At 42.0% G+C, this 20,981-nt stretch carries 17 protein-coding genes and 2 pseudogenes; 12 read left to right on the top strand and 7 right to left on the bottom strand.

Features of this window, described 5'->3' with window-relative positions; genetic code table 11:
- Positions 1-371 precede the first annotated feature (371 nt).
- Together Q0218_RS10720 and Q0218_RS10715 are read left to right on the top strand one after the other, a co-directional pair.
- Complete coding sequence (locus tag Q0218_RS10720; protein WP_297969453.1) at positions 372-2,462, top strand: TonB-dependent receptor; 2,091 nt, start codon at positions 372-374, stop codon at positions 2,460-2,462.
- A 32-nt stretch (positions 2,463-2,494) separates the two neighbouring features.
- Positions 2,495-3,301, top strand: a complete 807-nt coding sequence (locus Q0218_RS10715) for an alpha/beta hydrolase-fold protein (protein WP_297969451.1) — start codon at positions 2,495-2,497, stop codon at positions 3,299-3,301.
- 403 nt (positions 3,302-3,704) lie between these two features.
- Here Q0218_RS10715 and Q0218_RS10710 read toward each other — a convergent pair whose 3' ends face one another.
- From Q0218_RS10710 to Q0218_RS10695, 4 genes are read right to left on the bottom strand one after another with little or no spacing between them, the layout of a single operon-like run.
- The gene (locus Q0218_RS10710; protein WP_297969449.1) at positions 3,705-4,463 is read right to left on the bottom strand and encodes a hypothetical protein; all 759 of its coding nucleotides are present in this window, start codon (positions 4,461-4,463) and stop codon (positions 3,705-3,707) included.
- Positions 4,464-4,477: 14 nt separating this feature from the next.
- Positions 4,478-6,217 carry an ABC transporter ATP-binding protein gene (locus Q0218_RS10705; RefSeq protein ID WP_297969447.1) on the bottom strand — a complete coding sequence of 580 codons (1,740 nt, stop codon included), beginning with the start codon at positions 6,215-6,217 and terminating at the stop codon, positions 4,478-4,480.
- The gene (locus Q0218_RS10700) at positions 6,207-7,955 is read right to left on the bottom strand and encodes an ABC transporter ATP-binding protein (RefSeq protein ID WP_297969446.1); all 1,749 of its coding nucleotides are present in this window, start codon (positions 7,953-7,955) and stop codon (positions 6,207-6,209) included. The genes Q0218_RS10705 and Q0218_RS10700 overlap by 11 nt, the downstream gene beginning before the upstream one ends.
- A gap of 31 nt (positions 7,956-7,986) precedes the next feature.
- A complete protein-coding gene (locus Q0218_RS10695; protein ID WP_297969444.1) occupies positions 7,987-10,083 on the bottom strand; it encodes a TonB-dependent receptor in 2,097 nt (698 codons plus the stop codon).
- Between the two features lie 114 nt (positions 10,084-10,197).
- Between Q0218_RS10695 and Q0218_RS10690 the strand changes: the two genes are divergently transcribed.
- Positions 10,198-11,145: an AraC family transcriptional regulator gene (locus tag Q0218_RS10690; RefSeq protein ID WP_297969442.1), complete on the top strand. Its 948-nt coding sequence runs from the start codon at positions 10,198-10,200 to the stop codon at positions 11,143-11,145.
- 76 nt (positions 11,146-11,221) lie between these two features.
- Here Q0218_RS10690 and Q0218_RS10685 read toward each other — a convergent pair whose 3' ends face one another.
- From Q0218_RS10685 to Q0218_RS10675, 3 genes and pseudogenes are all read right to left on the bottom strand, one after another.
- A complete protein-coding gene (locus Q0218_RS10685) occupies positions 11,222-12,016 on the bottom strand; it encodes a class I SAM-dependent methyltransferase (protein ID WP_297969440.1) in 795 nt (264 codons plus the stop codon).
- Positions 12,013-12,747 carry an ABC transporter ATP-binding protein gene (locus Q0218_RS10680; RefSeq protein WP_297969438.1) on the bottom strand — a complete coding sequence of 245 codons (735 nt, stop codon included), beginning with the start codon at positions 12,745-12,747 and terminating at the stop codon, positions 12,013-12,015. Before Q0218_RS10680 ends, Q0218_RS10685 begins: the two co-directional genes overlap by 4 nt.
- A pseudogene (locus Q0218_RS10675) lies at positions 12,747-13,748 on the bottom strand (iron ABC transporter permease). The gene Q0218_RS10680 and the pseudogene Q0218_RS10675 overlap by 1 nt, the downstream one beginning before the upstream one ends.
- Positions 13,749-14,001: 253 nt before the next feature.
- On the opposite strand from Q0218_RS10675, the pseudogene Q0218_RS10670 reads away from it, so the two are divergent.
- The 9 genes and pseudogenes from Q0218_RS10670 to Q0218_RS10630 all read left to right on the top strand — a co-directional run.
- A pseudogene (locus Q0218_RS10670) lies at positions 14,002-14,584 on the top strand (transposase); the annotation flags it as partial.
- A gap of 644 nt (positions 14,585-15,228) precedes the next feature.
- Positions 15,229-15,360, top strand: a complete 132-nt coding sequence (locus Q0218_RS10665; RefSeq protein WP_297969436.1) for a hypothetical protein — start codon at positions 15,229-15,231, stop codon at positions 15,358-15,360.
- Positions 15,361-15,702: 342 nt separating this feature from the next.
- The gene (locus Q0218_RS10660; RefSeq protein WP_297969435.1) at positions 15,703-15,936 is read left to right on the top strand and encodes a hypothetical protein; all 234 of its coding nucleotides are present in this window, start codon (positions 15,703-15,705) and stop codon (positions 15,934-15,936) included.
- Between the two features lie 277 nt (positions 15,937-16,213).
- A complete protein-coding gene (locus Q0218_RS10655) occupies positions 16,214-16,447 on the top strand; it encodes a hypothetical protein (protein ID WP_297969433.1) in 234 nt (77 codons plus the stop codon).
- Complete coding sequence (locus Q0218_RS10650; protein WP_297969431.1) at positions 16,444-16,881, top strand: PIN domain-containing protein; 438 nt, start codon at positions 16,444-16,446, stop codon at positions 16,879-16,881. The genes Q0218_RS10655 and Q0218_RS10650 overlap by 4 nt, the downstream gene beginning before the upstream one ends.
- Before the next feature lie 837 nt (positions 16,882-17,718).
- Positions 17,719-18,501: a formate dehydrogenase accessory sulfurtransferase FdhD gene (gene fdhD, locus Q0218_RS10645; RefSeq protein WP_297969428.1), complete on the top strand. Its 783-nt coding sequence runs from the start codon at positions 17,719-17,721 to the stop codon at positions 18,499-18,501.
- The gene (locus Q0218_RS10640; RefSeq protein ID WP_297969426.1) at positions 18,494-19,261 is read left to right on the top strand and encodes a LysR family transcriptional regulator; all 768 of its coding nucleotides are present in this window, start codon (positions 18,494-18,496) and stop codon (positions 19,259-19,261) included. Before fdhD ends, Q0218_RS10640 begins: the two co-directional genes overlap by 8 nt.
- A 27-nt stretch (positions 19,262-19,288) precedes the next feature.
- Positions 19,289-19,477 (top strand): hypothetical protein, encoded by a 189-nt coding sequence (locus Q0218_RS10635; protein ID WP_004320751.1) that lies wholly within the window; start codon positions 19,289-19,291, stop codon positions 19,475-19,477.
- A 175-nt stretch (positions 19,478-19,652) separates the two neighbouring features.
- On the top strand, positions 19,653-20,978 hold the full coding sequence (locus Q0218_RS10630) for an aminotransferase class V-fold PLP-dependent enzyme (protein WP_297969422.1): 1,326 nt from the start codon (positions 19,653-19,655) through the stop codon (positions 20,976-20,978).
- Positions 20,979-20,981: the final 3 nt, after the last annotated feature.

The raw sequence follows: 20,981 nt of genomic DNA, 5'->3' as shown, positions 1-20,981 counted from the left end.
GCTCGAGGCTAGGCGACGAGAGATCGTTTATGGTGAATTTTCACTATAATTTTTAGTTAAAACGTAAAAACGATAGGTTATCCTATCGTTTTTACTGATTTTAAAACCACTTCACCCATCGCGCCTCAAAAGTTAAAAACTTAGTGTCAATGATTTAGCTTTGACTGCGGGATGGATAAAATTTCAAATTTAACATATCTTACAAGCTTTAATACTTGCCTTAAACCCATCTTATTAATTTGGTACCAGACTTTTAGCGACAAATTCTATCTATGTACGATAATTAATATTAATTTTATTCCATATTAGTTATCATTCGCGAAGAAAGATTGATAACTTAAATCAGTATTAAGTATTCTAAAGGATTTTATATGATTGTTTCAAAAAATAAAGCTTTTGCGCCTATCGTTTCGCTAGTGTGCGCAATAAATTTACAAGCAGTAGATAATATAAATTTAGAAGAGGTCGTAGTCACGGCTAGCGGTTTTTCTCAAAACATTAAAAATGCGCCGGCTAGCATTACCGTTATAAAAGGAGAAGATCTTAAAAAAGACAGCTTTACCTCGTTGCATAGCATCGCCTCAAAAGCTCCGGGAGTTAGCGTTATAGGCGGCGAAGACGGGCCCGCCAGCGGTATCTCGATCCGAGGCATGGAAGGTTCGCAAACGCTAGTTCTCATAGACGGCAAAAGAGTAAATTCAAGCGCGGCCAATCCAAAAGGCGGCGCCGGCGATATGAACTCAAATTTTATCCCGCCGGTTGAGGCGATAGAACGAATCGAAATCATCAGAGGACCGATGAGCTCGCTTTACGGTAGCGATGCGGTGGGCGGAGTCATAAATATCATCACGAAGAAAAATTTCGATAAATTTAGCGGCTCCGCGAGTATATCGGGTATCGCGCAGGCTCATAGCGGCATCGGCGATCAGCGTCAGGCGGACTTTTATCTTAACTTCCCGCTTCTTAACAAATATCTCGGCCTTCAGCTTTGGGGCTACAAAAAATTACGCGACGAGGATAGCTATCCGGGCGGATATCAGGAAAGCGATAAGAAAAACTTTAGCGCCAAACTATGGATCACGCCCGACGAATACAATAAATTTTATCTCCTAGCTTCCCAAGAACGCCACGAATACTCGCGCACCGTCGGCAAGACGGCAACCGTAAGGACAAACAGGCTGCTAAATAGTTACGACTACAAAAAAGATAGCTACGGAGTAGGATACCTGGGAAATTTTGAAAACTTAAATGCCGACGTGAGCTACATTTATGACCAAACGAAGCGAACGAGCCTCTTTGATAGCTTAACGCCGGCCGATGTAAAAAACCACAACTTTAACTCCAAGTTTAGCACCTTCCTAGATTCGCATACGCTAACTTTCGGCTATGATTTCAGCAAACAGACGGTTAAAACCACATTTATCGTATCAAATTCGAGCAGAAGCGTGCTGCGAAACCCGAAAGCCTACTCCATGAAAGAGCATGCGGCATTTTTAGAAGACGAGTGGGAGATTTTAGACGACAAGCTTTATTTGACGCTGGGCGGTCGCTTCACGCATAACGAATTTTTCGACGATCATCTCTCGCCGCGTGCATATCTAGTTTACAATCTAAGCGATAACTGGACGCTAAAAGGCGGCGTAGCGACAGGATACAAGACGCCCGACGTCAATCAAATCTCGCCGAAAGTAGGCACCATACAAGGCGGCTGGAGGATAGTAGATTTCGGTAACGCAGACCTAAAACCCGAAAAGAGCCTAACTTATGAAATCGGCGCTTACTACGATAGCGGCGAGGATTTTAGAGGTTCGGTTACTCTATTTAGAAACGAGTTTAAAGATAAAATCCTAGACACCGACGGTAGCAGCATCAACCGTATTCCGGCATTTGGCTCATGCGCTACGGCTCCGCACGTAAACTGCCCGGGCTGGGGAACTTACTTTAACATCGACGGTGCCGACGTCTGGGGCATCGAGCTTAGCGCAGACTACGATATACTAAAAAATCTAAATTTGCGCGGCAACTACACATACAACAACTCCAAAATCAAAACCGGCGATCCGACGATCAATACCCCAAACGGCCCGGTCAAATTTAGCCAGACCAATCTTAGCCGACTAGACGGCAAATCTCTGACCGCAACGCCCGAGCACGCGGCAAATTTGACGCTTACGTATAAGCCTATCGCAAGCGTTAGTACCTTTGCTGGGGCAAACTACGAGAGCGAGCTAACCAGTGTCAAATTCGGTCCCGGCAATAAAGTAAGCGAAAACGACAAGAAGCTTTTTACCGTCGATTTGGGTGCTAGCTGGGAGGTAAATAAAAATTTAAGCTTAAATTTGACCGCCTACAATATCTTTGATAATATCCGCTACGACGAGGGAATGGCCGATGACGGCAACTACTACTGGTATCCTGAAGAGGGCAGGAGATTTTGGTTTAAGGTAAGCGCGAAGTGGTAAGGATTGTTAAATTATTTTTGGGAGCTTTGATTATGATTGCTGCAGCCAGCGCAAAGCCCATTCAGTACATAGAGCCGATAGATGAAAGCGTTTATCGGCTTTTTGATGTTAAATACTCCATACTAGAAAGTGCAGGCGGAGAAATATATAAAATTTTTCAAGCCGTTCCGAAAAACCGCAACGTTTATCCAAAAGCGATTTTTATGCTCGATGCGAATGCGCAATTTTCCGTGTTGCTTAATTTATTTAAAGATTTTACTTCAAACGACAATGTACCGCTTATCATAGGCGTCGGATACGATACGCCGCTAGCCTACGATACCGCAAGGCGAACAAAGGACTTAACGCCTTTAGCCCAAGGCGCTGAATACGAACAAGGCGGCAATGCGGACAAATTTTATAAATTTATAAAAGAGCGGTTAATGCCGTTTGCAGACAAAGAATACGATATAAAAAATAGCGAAAAAATATTTTACGGCCACTCTTTTGGCGGACTATTTTTAGTTTATTCGCTTTTACAAAATGACGGTATATTTGATGAGTTTTTTATAGCTTCTCCGTCTCTTTGGTGGGGAGATTCAAAAATTATAAAGGAGGCCTTAGATAACGACGGTAAACTAAAAATTAGATTAAAGGCGAGTTTTATAAGACTTAGCGTAGGAGAATTAGAAAAAAGGGCGGGCAAAACAGACAAAGAAAATATACTAAAAGCGGCCGATTTAGCTGAAATTCTAAAAAAGTCGGGCGTCAAATACGAATTTAAAATCTACGAAGGGCAAGGACACGGCGACGTAATACCGCTAGTGCTAAAAGATATCGTAAAGTATGTAAGCAAATAATTTAAAGACATTGTTAGAGGCAATTCTTTTTTTAATATCTAAATTTATGCCAAAATACAGAGCAGAAAAACAAAAGTAAATTTTTCTATTAACTCCAATTTGTTTTAATTTAATAAAAACAACCCCTAATAGGGCAATATGTTAATACTTACTTAGCAAACTCAAACGAGTTTGCCGTAAGGTCTTATCTGGCGGCCTATATTTTTCTTTGGCCGAGCAAAAGAAAAATGTGAAAACTTAGACGAAACTTTATAGACCAAAAATAATTTTCGCAGGTAGAACGTCTAAGTTTTTTAATAGGAAGCTTTTAAAGAATTATAGTCAAAAGCCTATCATACGTTATAGATATAATGGCGGCAAAATACCGCTTCGCAAATACTTCTATTACATTCGGCAATTATTATTAAATCTTTTCTTTAATAATCTCCAAAAACCCCAAAATCGCCTTTTGTCCGCCGCGCGTATTGTTAGAGTCGATCAGCTCGCAGCGCGGCAACATTTTTGAAATTTGCATGGCTGCTTCAAACGGCACTTCTTTGTCTTCTTTGGAGTGCCAAACGATAGAGTTTTGCTCGATTTTACCAATCTCAAATCCCAGAGTACGCGCCTGCATCCACGAGTCAAATCCAATGCCATCCATCTGCGGCTCCACGAGGCGTAGCATCGTAGGACTCGCATTTGCATACATATTTTTAGTAGCCGCTACGGATTCGTCGATACTAGCGTTTCGTAAAAATCCGTAAATTTGCTCCAACTGAGCGCCGTTAGTAAAAAGCGGCAAAAGCTCTTTTAAAGCGACAAAAGGGCTTAATAAAAACAAATTTTGCGCCGCCCTTTCGCATGCGGCTGCCGTAGCAAGCGCATAAATAGCGCCCGTAGATTCGCTAAGGACGCTAAATTTAGCTATTTTTATGCCGCTTAAAAACTCCTTCATCCTAAGCCCGAATTTTAATAACGTATCGTCGTTTTTAAAAAGCGAACTTTTAAAATGTCCGCCGCGATATACTAAAATGAGCCTTATTTGATTTTCCTCGCAAAATTTAGCTACGGCCTTTGGCATCTGTGCGAGCATGCCGTGGTGATAAACCAAAACCCGGCTAAAATTTTCGCCCAAATCCTCATAGCTTAAAATTTCGCCGTTTGCGAATTTGTATTCCTTCATCGTTTCTCCTAAATTTATGGATTTATACGCCAAGATTTGACGTTTTGGCTAGCTTGCCACATTTGACGGTATTTTCCGTCTGCGGCGATCAGCTGCTCGTGAGTTCCGCGCTGGATTATTTCCGCGCCGTCAAAAACTAAAATTTGATCCGCGCTAGCGATAGTAGAGAGCCTATGAGCCGCGACTATAACGGTTTTATTTTTTACGAGCTTAGAGATAGCTTTTTGCACCGCAGCCTCGCTGGACGTGTCCAGAGCCGCCGTAGGCTCGTCTAGGATTATGATCGGCGCGTCTTTTAGCATCGCTCTGGCGATCGATATACGCTGAGCTTCGCCGCCGCTGAGTCGTCCGCTTTTTAAGATAGTATCGTAGCCGTGCGGTAAACGCTCTATAAACTCCTCGCAGTTAGCCGCTTTTGCCGCCGCGCGCACCTCATCTAGGCTCGCGTTTGCGCTCATTTTTATATTGTTTATCACGCTGTCTTCAAAGATATAAACGTCTTGAAATACGACGCTTATGAGTTTTAATAGCTCTTTTTGGCTCATATTTTTTATATTTACGCCGCCTATTTTTATATCGCCCGCATTTGCATCGGCGTAGCGCATGATGAGCCTAGTTATAGTCGTCTTACCGCTACCGCTAGCTCCGACTAAGGCCGTAAGACTGCCGGAGGGCAAATGAAAATTTATATTTTTTAGCGCGGGTTTGCCTGTATTCTCGTAAGCAAAATTTACGTTTTCAAATTTTACGTCAAAGGCGCCGGGTTTGCTCAAAGGCTCGTCAAATTTAAGCTCCTCTAACCGCAAAATTTCTTTTACTTTCGTAAAGCTGTTATCTATCAGGTCAAAAACCCATGCCGCCGAAAGAAAAACGCTAAAAGGCTCGGCTAGGCGCGAGAGGATAACTAACGAAGCGGCAAGAGCGGCGAGCGAAATTTCTTCTAGCAAATACAAATAAACGCCTAAAAACAGACTCAAACAAATCAAAATCGCCGTAAGCGAGCCTAGAACAAGCCCGGGAATATCGGCGGAGCATTTAAGCTGTACATTTCTAACTTCGTCGGTAGCGTTTTTTAAATTTAACGCGTTATCTCCCGTTTGATTAATAGCGCGCAAAACTCCTAAGCCTTGGGCGTATTCTAGTATTTGAGACTCCAAGCGAGCGTTAGCCGCGGCTAGCTCTTTGCTTCTAGCGACTGAGATTTTTCTTTTTAGTTTGTAAAGAAACGCTGCGCAAATAGCGCCCAAAAACATAAGCAAAGCAAGCTGCGGAGCAAAAAATAAGCTCGCGCAAATCGCGATCGCTCCGATGATAATAGGCTCTAAAAATATAAGCGGCAAGACGTTTATGAGTTTTACCGCATCGTCCACGCCGCTTGAAAATACGGCGTTTAGCTCGCCGGTTTTATACCTATGTACGCTTTGAAGCGGCACCGCCGTGAGCTTGCGGGCTAAATTTGAGCGCAAGTCATAAAGCGCGTCGATAAAAGGCTCGCTCCTGTCGTAATGCGTACTCATAAATTTTAATACGCAAAAAACTACGCCAAGCGTGCCCAAAACCGCCAAGCAAACGAGCGAATTTTCGACGTCGTTTTCAAGCAAATTTAAAAACAAAAAATAAAACCAGACGTAGAAAAATCCCTGTAAAAATAGCGCCATAGCGCCGCTAATGAAGCTTTTTAGATACTCTTTTTGGCTATTTGCGGCGATTTGCAAAAACGTTTTAAAAAGCTCAAAGATACTTTTAGGCTTCATTATTTCCTCCGTATCGCCAAATTTGCGCGCTTTCGTCGTCGTCCCATAGCTTTTTATACGCTCCGCCCTTTATAAGTTCGTCGTGCGTGCCGCTTTGGACTATTTCGCCGTCCTCAAAAACCAAAATTTGATCGGCGTTTTTTATGGTAGACAAGCGGTGGGCGACGACTATGAGGGTTTTGTTTTTTATCAAATTCGAAACGGCTTTTATGATCTGCTCCTCGCTTTGAGGATCGATAAACGCCGTCGCTTCGTCGAGGATTATTATGGGCGCGTCTTTTAAAATAGCTCGCGCTATCGTAATGCGCTGTTTTTGCCCTCCGCTTAATTTCGCTCCTTTTTCGCCGGCCGGCGTATCGTATCCTTGCGGCAAACTTTGTATAAATTCGTGAATATTAGCCGCTTTTGCCGCTGCGATAACTTCGTCTTTGAGCGCGCCGGGCTTTGCTTTTGCGATATTTTCGTAGATGCTTTCGTTAAACAAAAACGTATCTTGAAAAACGAAAGATACCAAATTCGCCAAATTTGACGGCGCAATCTCTTTTATATTTACCCCGCCGATCAAAATTTCTCCCTCGCTAACGTCGTAAAAACGAGCCGCCAGCATAGCGACCGTGCTTTTGCCAGCTCCGCTTGCGCCTACTAATGCCGTCACGCTGCCTGCATTTGCTTTAAAATTTACGTTTTTTAGAGTAAATTCGTCTTTGCCTTTATACTTAAAATTTACGTTTCTAAACTCGATATCGTTTGAAACGGGGACTCTGGGCGAAGCGCAAATGGGAAGCGCGGCGATACTCATGACCTCTAAAATTTCGCTTGCGGCGAGCTTAGAAATCTGGGCGAATTTACTAACCAGCATCAAAGGCAGTAAAGAATCTACTACGGCGCAACCAAGCATCAGCACGCCCGCTAAACGGCCGATATCAAGCGAGCCGTCTAAAACCGAATACGACCCTACGGCGCTCAAAGCAAATAGCGTAGGCACGGGCGATAAAAGCGTAACTCCTATGCGCGTCGGCGCCGAAGAGCCCTTTATCCACGTGCGTAAATTTGCGTCAAATTCTTTTAGCGCGTTATCAAATCTGCCAAAACTCCCGCTACCCCCGTCAAAAGTACGTAGTACCGGCATCGCTTGGATAAACTCTATAATGCTTGAACCGACAGCGCTCTGGGCGTTTTCGTATTTTTTTAAATTTTCCGCGCCGCCTCTTAAAGCTAGCCTCATCGCGGCGATACCTAAAAACGGCATAATCAAAACTACGGGCAAAAGTCTGGGCTCAAGGATCAAAACGCAAACCGTGCAAGCAAGCGCAGAAGCGGCGCTCCTGCCGATCATCGGCGTCATATCGGCCGTAAAAGCGTGCAAATTTTTTACATCGTCAAACATTATCTTTTTTATCTTGCCCGCACCCAAATTTAGCGCTTCGCCGTAAGGAACGGCGGCTAAATGGCGAGACAAATTTAGGCGTAAAATTCGCTCCAAATCAAACGCGGCTTTATGCGAGATACCAAAAGCGGCCTTTCGTGCGAAAAATTCGCATAAAATAAGCGCGAGCGCCGCGCCTAAAAGCGTAAAATTTATCTTGCTATTTTGTAAATTTGAAAGCGAAAAAGCAAATGCCGTCAAAGCCGAAGCGTAAAACAAAGCCGAAGCCGCTCCCAAAAAAGTCGCCGCCTTGACGCTTTTTGCTACGGGAGCGATAACTTCTTTAAGTAGATTGGGTTTATCGTTTCTCATTAAAATTTCTTTAAATTTATCTCAAATTCGGTTAAAAACTATACCTTACGCCAAGCCCGAATCTCCTAGGATCGTTTAGCTGCACCAGCCCGTAACCGTTGCCGCCCATATACGCCGTTACGTAGGTTTTATCCGTGACGTTTGTAGCAAAGGCGTAAACATCGAAGTCTTTAAAACGATACCCGAGCCTAAGATCAAGCGTGACCCACGAGCCTTGTTTTAGTAAATTTTGCGCGTCAAAATACGTAGCGCCGGCGGCTAACAGATCCGCGCGGGCGTAAACTCCGCTGGGATGAACGTATGAAACGCCCAAATTTGCGTTAAACGCAGGGGTATTTTCTATCTTTTTGCCTACGGCGTTAGGATACTGTGAATTTTGTTTGTATTTGGTTTTATTTATACCAAGAGCGCCGTTTATCTCAAGCTCGCTACTAGCTTGATAGGTCGCTTCAAGCTCGATGCCGTCCGATTTTGCTTTGCCTCCGTTTGCCGTGACGTATTGCGTGGAGTTTATTATCTTATACATATGGATGTCTTTTATGTCCACATGAAAGAGCGTAGCGGCAAATTTTAGCCTATCCTCAAACGCGTTTCCGCGAAGCCCAAGCTCGTAGTTATCGCTCGTTTGAGGGCCGAATTTGTTTTCGTCTCTCCCTCCAAAGCCGGCGAAGTAGTTATATCCGCCCGCTAAATACCCTTGCGAGTAGTTCGCAAAAACGCTCAAATCGTCGTTTAAGCGGTAAATAAGCCCTATTTTAGGTAAAAATTTAGTCCAGCTCGCACTATCTCTAAACTCGTAATCAACCAGTCCGAACATCGGTAGCTGATGCGAATAAGTAGTCTTTTCGTCGATTTTTTTATTGATTTTTTGATATCTACCGCCAAGGCTAAGCGTAAGGTCTTGAATAAATTCGTAATTAACCTGCCCAAACGCCGCTGCCGTAGTAGCTTTCATATTTGAGGGCGTATCTTTTTTTAGCTTTATCATCGGCGTTAAATACTGCTCCCCGCCAAGGTGCGAATATTTGGTCTTTTCGCGTTCGAAATATACTCCGCCGATCCATTTAAATTTGCCCGCGTCCGAGTTTGAAATTTTAAATTCCTGAGTTAGAGTGTCTATTTTTAGATTTTGAAACTGCACGGCCTCGGTATATCGGGGCAAATTTGCAAAATCAGAGTCCCAAAGACTATCGCTGGTCGATTTTTTATGCGTAGTAATAGAGCTAAATTTTGCCGCGTTAAATTCGTAGTCAAACGCTAAAGCTTGCGAAAACGACTTTTGTTCATTCGTCGTCGGCAGGTCGGAATTTGCTCGCTTTGCTTTTTGTCTGCTCATACCGTAAAATATTTCCGAATCGCTAGCTCCGGCGCCCGAGCCTCCCCTAAAAAAGTCGCTATCATCCTTATCGTGCGCTAGCGTAAGCCTTACCGTTAGCCTATCGGTAGGCTTTGCGGTTAGAGCCGCGCTAAATCTATGCCCTACGCTTTTAGAGGCCTTATCGTCGCCGTTAAATTCGTTTTTGATCCAGCCGTCGTCGCTTTTTATAGCGCCACTCAGGCTTAAAAATAGCTTATCGTCTATGAGCGCGCCGTTTGCGTCGAAATTTGACGAGATGTAGTTATAGCTACCGTACTCCGCGCCTATGCCGCCGTTCCATTTATTTTGCGGCTGCTTTGAGATTACGTTTATGACGCCGCCGATGCTATCTTTGCCGTATAGCGCCGCCTGAGGTCCGCGCAAAATTTCTATCCGCTCGAAGTTGGTTAAAAACGCATCGTATCTGCCGTAGGTGCTACTAGTCGGTACCCCGTCGATATAGACGGTAACGGGGTTTGAGTTGGTAAATTCCGATTGATTTACGCCGCGAAAATTTACGCGAGTTTTATTTACGTAAAGCGATTCGTGCATATTTGGGATCTGCCTGATGGCGTCTTTTACGGACTTGATACGTTTTTGTTCGATCTCGTTTTCGTCCATGACGCTGATGCTTTGAGCCACGTCTTTGATGTTTTCTTCCATTTTATTTGCCGAGACCGTTACCTCTTTTAAGCTAACGTTAGAAGCCGCATTTAGCGCACAAGCTGCCGTAACCGACAACAATACCGTAAACCTAGGGATACTTTTCATTTTTATTCCTCTTTGTAAAAAGTTTATTTTAAAGAGCCATTTTATATAATTCGATAATAATTATCAAGCATTTTTTATCCCGATCGGGATTATTTTTTGCGGTAGAGGAATTTTATGTCAAAGATCGTCGAGATGAACAAATTTATCGCCAAATGGCAAGAGGAGCTAAATCTAAAAAGCGACAAATTTGCAGGCGAATTCGACTTTGAGTGTAGCGATTTTAGAGCTAACGTCGAGCAGTTTAATTTACCCTCCGGATTTAGCTATTGCGGTTCGGGTATCGAATTTAGAGACGATACGGCTATGCATACATTTCACGAAGAGGATTATTGTTTTTTGTGGTTTAATACGGGAGATAACCTAATAAAGCTAAAAGACCTACGAACGGACAAGTGCGTAAATTTTGCTCCAAACACCGTCCTAATCGGCAAAACTATTAAAAATTTCGAAGGTGCTTTGAAATATCAAGGCGGTAAAAAATACGCAAATCAGTGTATCCCGGTAAGCAAAACAGCCGCCTTGGGACTGGATATATTTAGCGGATTTGAGGATGATAAATTTAGCTCCATAAGCGTAACAATAAATTTGCGCCAAAGGCTTGTGCTACGCGAACTGGCCGATTCGCGCTTGTATTGCGGGCGATTAAAGGAAATATTCGTAGAATCTAAAATTTTGGATTTAGTTTGCAAAAGCTCGCCGTCCAAGTCGGATAAAAGCGAATTTGACGAGGCAAATTTGTGCGAACACGACGTAAAATCCATATATAAGGCAAGAGAACGGCTACTTTGCGATCTGCAAAATCCGCCTACCATCAAAGAGCTCGCCCGCGCTTGCGCCATAAATGAATTTAAACTTAAAAAAGGGTTTAAAGAAATTTTCGGCACGACTATTTACGCAGCGCTGCAAAACGAAAGGCTAAAAATCGCCAAAGAGCTACTTTTAAGCGGAGATATTAACGTATCCGAAGCAGCAAATATCGTCGGGTATAAAAGCCTCGGACACTTCGGCCAGGCTTTTAAGAGCTATTACGGGGCGCTACCGACGCAGATCAAAAAGCGATAATTTATGCGGTTTTTAAGTTGCCAAGCTTGCATATTTTATTTTTACCTTATAGACAATAATCCACAGCATGACGGCACTATTTATCTACTCTTATGAAGGCCCAGTTCATATATTCTTGTTTTTGCTCAAAGCGGTTGCCGTTAAAGTACTTATTGAGATTATAAACTTCTGGCTCCGTAAGCTCTCTTGAAAGTCCCCATTGTATTTTTTTAACAAGATCGTCGATAGTTTCAGGTATTACATCACCGCATGAAGTTTGTATATATTCTAGCTTTGGAAGATATCCCATTTGGAATAAAATATTTATTAAATATATAAAGTCTGGCCTTTTTTCAATGTTGCTCCCAAGAGCATTTAAAACGTCTTCATTAATGAAACTACCGACTTTAAAAGTAATATAAAGGGCTTTTTTCGTCTTTGAAAGTAATTTCTCTAGGGCTTGTTTTAAGTCATCTACGTCAAGGCAACGAGATGCAAATGTAATATCACACTCAGGTACGTCGCTAAAGTCGTCTTCGAATGCTTTTTGCGCGAATTCAATATTTTTACAATTAAAATCCCGAGAGTTTTGTTCGGCAAATTCTAGCATTTTCGACGAAAAATCATAACCGTAAATTTTATCTACCTTATTTGCTGCGGCTATGCTTAATGCTCCGGCACCGCATGCGAAATCAAGAAGCGTTCTTACGCCCTCAAAATCAACTCTTGAAATAAAGTCTTTAACATAGCCGCTCTTAAGTACGCTCTCGCTAAAGCTTGCTGCCTTAACGTCCCATTTGGCTACTGATTTCCTAATAAAAGAACTATTTGTTCTTTGCTCCTTATAAAGCTTATTAAAATCCAGCCTATCGTAATTAGAAGGTAATATCATAATTTGTCCTCATATTTTTGATAATCTATTCCGTAAATCTTATCTATATTTGATGGATTTATCAATTCATCGCACTTTCCAAAATCTAGTATCTTGCCGTCTTTTAAAAACAATACTAGATTTGAAACAAATTTAGCGTGACGAGGGTAATGAGTAGTTTGTACGAAAGTATACCCCTCGTCTTTTAGCGTCTTTATCATTTCAAGTAGTTTAATTTGATTGCCAAAGTCAAGCCCGGTCGTAGGTTCGTCCATAAAAATAACTTTGGCGCCTTGCACTAAGGTCCTAGCGATATATGCCAGCTGCCTTTGTCCACCGCTTATTCTAGTATAAAGTTCATCTTTTAGCTCTAAAATACCCATTCTTTCCAATGCATAATCGGAAAGCTTTTTGTCGGCAAGGCTAAAGTTAGAAAATAAAGACGTTCTGCACAATGCGCCCATTAATACTATGTCAAATACGCCATATTCATATGACGGGGCATGTGTTTGAGGAACGTAGGCTATAAGCCTTGCAAGTTCTTTTTTTTCGTAATTCCTTACGCTTTTACCGCATATATTTACCGTGCCCTCGAATTTTAAAAATCCAAGCATAATACGTAGAAGGGTGCTTTTACTGCTACCGTTTGCGCCCAGAATACTAAGCGTATCGCCTTTTTTGATACTAAAACTTATACCGTTTAGTATATTCTTATCTTTGTATCCGAATTTTAGATTTCTGATTTCTATCATTAAAAACTCTTTTTAGCTCTACGAAGCACTAGAATAAATATAGGTATTCCAAACAGTGAAGTTACTATACCTATCGGGACTTCAAAAGTAAACATAAGTCTAGAAAAGTTATCGCAAAAGAGTAAAAATATAGCACCTATCATAGCTGAACTAGACAATACGGCGCGATTATCCGCTCCGAATATAAAACGAGCCATATGTGGAACTATGAGGCCTATCCATCCGATAATGCCGGCTATCGTTACGCTTAGGGCGCTAATAAAAGTAGCAACCAAAATAACGAAAATTTTAACCCTAGCAACATTTATGCCCAGACTTTTAGCCTCTTCTTCCCCCAAACTCAGCGCATTTAAATATTTGCCGCTAAAGGCCAACAATAGTATTCCTATAAACATCGGTAGAATCGAAATTTGAATAAAATTCTTCGAAGCAAACCCTAGGCTACCCATTAAAAAATAAGTAATAGCCGGCAATGAGTCATTTGGATCGGCTGTGTATTTTAATGCTGATAGTAAGGATGTGAAAAGAGAGCCGCTAATAACGCCACCAAGAACCAATACTATAATACTGCCTGAGCGCGAGTAAAAAGCCGATATGCTTAAGGCCGTCAGTACCGCTATAAAACCAAACGCAAAGGTACTAAGCTGAATGAGATATTCGTTTAATCCGAAAAACATTCCTATGGCGGCGCCGAATCCGGCACCGCTTAAAACCCCAAGTATTGATGGACTTACTAGAGGATTTACAAACATGGCTTGGTATGCTGAGCCAGAAATAGCCAAACTAGCGCCTATTATAATGCAGGCCATTATTCTAGGAAGGCGAATTTCCGTTATCAAAGTATGCATAACTTGATAATTTTTTAAGTCTTCGCCTTTTATAACGGCTTTAAAATACGTTAGATAATCTTCCGCATTAAAGCCGTATTTTCATATTAGTATAGAAAGTAACATAAACCCCAGCAATAGGATGCTTAAAAATACAAAGGCTTTTTTACTCACCTATAAGCTCTTTTACTTGGTTATCGCTTACGTCAACCTCTAGGAATAATTTATAAAAGTCCTTAACTTCCTTATTCATATTGAATTTAAATACATCAGGGTGAGTTAAATTTATAAGCCATTTAAGCCCTATGAATCTCATAAATGAAGGCGGACGATCAAACCAAGAAAATGGTTCGCTATGTCTAAAGAGTGTGAAAAAATAAGCAAGTTTATCGGTGAGATTTCCAGGTTTACCCAGAAGATTTATTTTGAGATAGACAAAAGCTACTTCGGGTCTAAAAGAGTAAGAGGCAAGAGAGGTAGAGGCGTAGCAATAAAACACCGGTATTTCTATTTCGCTACGCTTATAGCTGTAAACAGACGGAATGCTAAAGCGTGACGGTAAGGTCTATACTCAAATGGTTAAAAACTGCTCTGCTAATGAACTGATACCGATATTACCCAAATTTAGTGAGCTTGATAGCTCTACTATTTATTCTGATTGCTGGAAAGCTTATGACGGATTGGTTGATTACGGAGCCAAAGCACACTACAGGGTAAAGCATTCAAAGAATGAATTTTAGCTACGCTGCGCTTGCTACTTTACAAGAGGCAAATGGTAAAAATCATATAAACGGTATAGAAAACTTTTAGCTACGACTTTGTCTTGCTACTGCTTCCTGAAAGGCCACGAGTGTAGCGAAGTGGAGCAGAAGGGAATATGCTAAACATAGATTGGCTAAATTTAAAGGCATTAGGAAAGAGAATTTTTGCTTCATCTTAAAGAGTGTGCTCTGCTCTACTTCGCTACGCTTATAGCTTTTCAAGACGCAGCTACGAATGTAGTGAAGTAGAGTTTAGATATAATATTAAAACTACATAGGAAAACCTATATCAGAAACTATTGAAATTGATAAGAGAAAATCCGCTTAAGTTTAATTTAGCCATTTTAAATTTCTAGAACAATACATATTAAAACACCTTAAAGCGATCCAGAAAAATATATAATACAAAAATAAACTGAGGGGAAATAAAGGGGAAAAATACAAAAACTAAGAAAGCTTAAAGCTCTTGAAACATTGATGAAATCGTAGTTTGAAAGGAATTTTTTAGTATATATGGCTCCGGATGCTGAATTCAAAAATATATAATTCTTAAACGCTCTAAAATACCCTATAAAGCCCTATAATACGCTATTTAATAGTTTAAGCATATTCTAAGTTGCACTAGAATGTTATGCATTTTTACAAATTTTGGGAATAAATTTAGGGGGTATTATGGCAGGAAAACTTAAAAATTACAACTCTGCTTTTGGAGTCAATAAATATTCGGGAATTTTCTTTAATAATCTAACCAACGGCGACGTGGTTTTTTATATGAGAGTTACGCTTGAAGGCAAAAGGCCAACGTAAAAATCGGATCAAAATCCGAAGGCGTAAATATAACCTACGCATATAATAAAAAGAAAGAATTCGACGCCAAACAAAGAAACGGCGAATTGCCAGATAGCATAACCAAGAAAATAGCCGCCAAGAATAACAAAAGCTCGATTAAATTTGACGAGATCGCAGACGCCTTTTTCAGCTATAAACTAGAAAAAGGACCGGACAATGCCGTCAATATAAAATAGCAAAGGCGAAATTATGAAATTTACCATAAGGATAAGTTAGGGGGTCTAACTACGACGCAGATAACGCCCGAGATGATAAATGAGCATCATAAGATATTTCTCAAATAATCTCGCCTAAAACCAAACGAAAGATGTCGCAACCCAGGATCAACGCCACCATGGGTATAGTTAGGACGATTTTTAATCACGCTATAAAAATGATCTTATTAATCATATTAGCCCATATAAGATAGAACTAAAAAAGCCGAACAACAAGCGAGAAAGATTTTTAGAGCTTATAGAGATAGAGCTTTTGCGAAATGAAGTAGCCGACAAAGAAGACTTTGCGTTATAGAGCTATTCGTGGAGTTAGCTTTATGCATGGGAGCTAGGCTGGAGGGGATTTTAAACATCAAGAAAAAAGATTTGTCACTATCTACTAAGTCTGCTACTATAAGCGACTTTAAGACAAAGAGTACGTATACGGGATTTTTAAGTAAAAGGGCTTTAAGAATGATAAATCAAATTTATACTGCCCTGCCCCCGAACGGCTTTTTGGTAAATAAACCAAAAGCCACTATTCAAAACGTCTTGTAGCCGCTACTTAATAAGCTTTTTAATCAAAATTTGGATATAAGCGATGCTACTATAATAGAGTAGTTATCCATACGCTTAGACATGATTCGCTTCGCATCTTGCTATAAAGGGTACTCCGATACTAACGATAAAAAAGCTGATGAATCACTCGGATATCAACTATACCCTAAGATACGCTAAGCTAATGCCTGACAGCGGAAGAGAGATGGTGGAGAGGTTGTATGAGTAGGCTTTTGTACATATTATGCTATAATGATAAAAAGCAAAAAGGATAAAAATGGCTACGCAAGTTTTTCATCTAGAGATCCCGGGCGACAGAGCTGATCTTATAGATATGGCGAAATTTATCTCCCAAAAAATAGCATCGCTTTCCCAAGTAAATTCCGTAAAAAAAACCAACGAAGCGGATAAAGGATTGGAAACAATCATGAGCTTTGCCGGTTCTCAAAGCGGAGCTTTTAAGGATATGAGTGTAGAAGATATGAGAAAAAACAAGGCTCTTAGATCGTGAAAGTATTTTTAGATACAAATATCGTTATATCGTATTTGGACTCCCAAAGAGCAGATCATGAAGATGCCGTCAAGCTTATTGCGGATTTTTATAAAATGGACATTTTAATGATCCTTAGTCAAGATATTATGACAAATGTCATATATAATTGCACAAACAAAAAACAAGCTGTTGAGTTCTTTCAAACCATTAATGCCGATAGTCATTTTAAAATCGTCTCTTTTAGCTCCGATATGATAGATTCGGCCTGCAAAAAATACCTAGAAAGTAACAATTTTTCTAAAAAGTCTGATTTTGAGGATATGTTACAATATTTTTGTGCCCTAGAAAATGGGTGTGAAAGAATCTATACGAACGACAAATCAACATTTCCAAAGTTAAATATTTCTCTCTACAATAGCTCTCAAAAACCGTTTTACCTAGCAAAATCATAGAAACTTGATATTCTTTAAGCCAAACAGAAAACAATGAATATCTTATTTTTTAAATTTATACTAAAATGTCAAATAAAAAAGTAAAAGTAAATTTCCCCATAAACTTAAATTTAGTTTAATCAAATAAAAGATGGTTCATTTTTAGTTCCATCATACTGCCCTAGGACTATGGTACCATCTATCAAAACATCAAGAATAAACAACCCCCACATAGGACAATATATTAATACTTACTTAGCAAATTCAAATGAGTTTGCCGTAAGGTCTTATCTGGCGGCATATATTTTTCTTTGGCCGAGCAAAAGAAAAATATGAAAACTTAGACGAAACTTTATCGCTCGTAAATGATTTCTCTCCGATAAAATGTCTAAGTTTTCATATAAAAAGCCCTTAATAAATATATTTAAGGGCTTTTTATATACTGTCGGTACGTTTGAGTTATGCACGGGCTATGTAACAGTAAAATACAGCTTGACAAAAATTAGTTTTTTAACTTAACTCTATAATATAAATTTCCTTCTAGGCCCTACATCAGACTGCAAATTATATTTATAATTTTTCAACACTTAACCTACATATGTGGCAAGTTATGCGTGATCTAATTCTAGCCTTATACTATTTTTTATTTCTTATACGAATGATGAATAATGATAAAATCTTAGCCTAAAAAACATCTTAAGATATATGCTAAATTCGCATATATAAATCATCATCTGATACCGATAAAAACGCGCTAAAAAGCGTTTAAGTTTTTGCTTGATTTAAGCAAGATTTCACTACAATCAAATCATAAATTTAGATTTTCAAGCTATCATTTCGCAAAAATTAAGGAAAATCATGCAACCTATTTTTACGACCCAAATCACCAAATTTAAAGGCGCGCAAAAAAGCGTCGTGGACGATATTTTGGTGCGCGAGATCAAGCTTGAGATCTACATAAACGGCAAGCGTTTCGGCGCGCTCATGGCGACTCCGACCGATCAAGAGGCGCTAGCTGCGGGCTATCTCATCAGCGAAAATTTGATCGCAAGTCCTGAGGATATCGAGAGTATAGAGCTCTCAAGCGACGCTTTAAGCGTGCGGGTAAAGGCTAAAATAAACGAAAAACGCCTCGAGCAGTTTGATGAGGAAAAGGTGATAATCAGCGGCTGCGGGCGCAGCTCGACGGCAAACATCGACCCTGAGGCTATGGCGGCGCGCTCTATAAAGGCCGACGTTAAATTTAATAAAGACGAAATTTTACGCCAGATGGGGCAGTTTTACACGCAGTGCGAGCTTTACGAGATGACGGGCTGCGTGCATACGGCCAAGCTTTTCGTGAGCGGCGAGCAGTTTTACATCGGCGAGGATATCGCTCAGCACAACACCATAGACAAAGCCGTCGGCAAAGCTATACTAGCCGGCGCGCAGCTACAAAATTCGTTTTTGATGGTGAGCGGCAGGCTCAGCTCCGAAATGGTCGCAAAAGCCGTCATGCACGGCATCCCCGTACTCGTCTCGCGCACGGCTCCGACTAGCCTTGGCGTCGTGATAGCGCGTAAATTTAACCTCACGCTGTGCGGCTTTGCGCGCGGCGAAAACATAAACGTATATAGCGGCGCGGAGAGAATCTATGAGTGAGCAAATCCGAGAACTGATAACAAAACTGCTAAATCCAAAGGGTAGGCTAGACTGCGGCGCGGCGTTTAAGATCGCCTCAAAGCTAGGCGTTCCGGTCGGCGAGGTTAGCGACGAGGCCGAAAAAATGGGCGTAAAGATAGATAACTGCGAGCTAGGGCAGTTTGGCGGACTGGAAAACGGGCGCGGCAAATACACCGTGATGACGCAGCTAAAACAGATGACCGACGAAAAGGGCAGGATACTGTGCAAAGACGCTAGAGACGCGGCTGCGGGCGTGGGGCTAAAGACGATCCGCTCGACGCTAAAAGACTATAAAATCGACGTAAAATACTGCCAGCTGGGGTGTTTTAAGGAGAAGAAAGGAAAAAAGATGAGAGTAAAAACCAAAACTTGGATAGAAAACGACGAGGGCGAGCTGATCTTCGGTAAGGGCAAAACTGAAGTCCTAGACGTCATTGCCGAGGTCGGCTCGATCTCAAAGGCCGCCGAAATCCTAGGCATGAACTATAAAAAATGCTGGAATCATCTGCAAATTTTGCAAAAAAATCTAAAAGAAGAGCTCTTTACCACCAAACAAGGCGGCGGCGAAAACGCCGGTACGACGCTAAACGAGCGCGCGCACGAGCTCATAAACGCCTATAGGCAGCTACAAAACGACATCGAGGACTTTGCGGACAAGCGCTTTAAGGAGCTGTTTTTGAAAAAAGACGGCGAGAAAAAGGACTCGACCAAAGACGACGCAAACGATAAAAAGAAATAAAACCACATCAAATTTAAGGGAGAAAAAATGTACGTAAAACTAAACGATAGAGTCTATCTAAACAAAGACAAGATCACTAGGATAAAGGTAGATAGCGTCCAAGACGGTATCAGGATTCGCTTCTACGAGGGGCAAAATCAGGTCGCTAAAAGCGGACGCTTCGAGAGCGAAGCAAAAGCTATCGAGTGGCTAGAGAAAAATTTTATAAATAAATAAAAGTTTCTACCTCTCGCAAAGGGTCGCGAGCCTCTGCGGCTAGCGTCTCTTTGCCTTAAAAACTAGCAACGAACAGCTAAATTTAATCTCCAAATTTTCTAATCATTTCCATCGCAAAAGCCCTAAATTTGCGAAAATTTAATATAATTACTGCATCAAATTTAAAGAGTAAAAAATGGCAAATTTAGATGAAATTCGAAAAAATATCATCCTAAAACAAGGCGTGCATTATTTTGATTTCGCGGCTTCGGGGCTTGCCTACGAGCCCGTAGAACGCGAGATAGCGGAGACTCTCAAAACCTACGCCAACACCCACTCCGACAGTAGCTCCAGCGCCATCATCACGCAGCGGCGCTACGAGGGCGCGAGAGATAGCCTAAAAAAGCTGCTGGGGCTTGATGAGCAGTTTTGTCTCTTCGCCTGCGGACAGGGCGCGACGGCCGCGATCAAGAAATTTCAGGAGCTGCTAGGCATCTACCTGCCGCCTGCGACCAGAGGCGCGATCGGCGAGGCGAATTTACGCGCTGCGCAGCTTCCGCTCGTGCTCGTTTCACCATACGAGCACCATTCAAACGAGCTTAGCTTCCGCGAGGGGCTTTGCGACTACCTGCGCGTGCCGCTTAGCGAGGGCGGCGAGATCGATCTGATTGCGCTTGAGCGCATCCTAGAGCTTAACGCAGCACGCCGCATCATCGGCTCGTTTAGCGCCGCCTCAAACGTCACGGGCGTCGTTAGCGACTATAAAAAGATCAGCGAGCTAATCAGAGCCGCGGGCGGCATCATCGCCTTTGACTGCGCGGCGCTGAGCTCGCACGCAAATTTAGACTGCGATTATTTCGACGCAATTTTCCTCTCGCCGCATAAGCTACTCGGCGGAGTCGCAAGCTGTGGGCTTTTGGCGATCAAAAAGGAGCTGCTTAACAGCGACGTGCCGACGTTTGCCGCGGGCGGGACGGTCGCCTACGCCAGCCGCGAAGGGCATGTGTTTTTGAAAAATCCCGAGCAGCTAGAGGAAGGCGGTACGCCGCCCATCATCGGGCTAATGCGAGCAAATTTAGCCTACGCGCTGCGAAACGAGGTGGGCTTCGAACAAATAAAAAGCGCCGAGGACGAGCTCGCGCGGCTTTTTGAGAGCGAGCTTGATAGTATAGACGAGGTCATAAACTACGCTCCAAAGGGCGCTCCGCGACTGCCGATAATTTCCTTTAACGTGCGCGGCGTCTCGGCGTACGATTTCGCCGCGAGCCTTAGCAACGACTTCGGTATCCAGACGCGCGCGGGCGTGATGTGCGCGGGGCCGTACGCTCACGATCTGCTGGGTATCAAGGAGGGTCGCATGCCTGAGAGCAAACCAGGCTTCGTGCGCGTGAGCCTGCACTACACGCACACCGAGCAAGACGTGCTATATCTAGTTGGCGCGATAAAATCTTGCATCAAAAAGCACCGCGAGCTTTGGGGCGAGGAAAAGGCGATGTATGAGATGTTCGGCGGGAAAATTTAAATT

It is taken from the genome of uncultured Campylobacter sp., from assembly GCF_938039245.1.
Taxonomy (GTDB): Bacteria; Campylobacterota; Campylobacteria; order Campylobacterales; family Campylobacteraceae; genus Campylobacter_A.
Note: the sequence above shows the minus strand (reverse complement) of the source record. Positions and strands in the feature narration are given on the sequence as shown.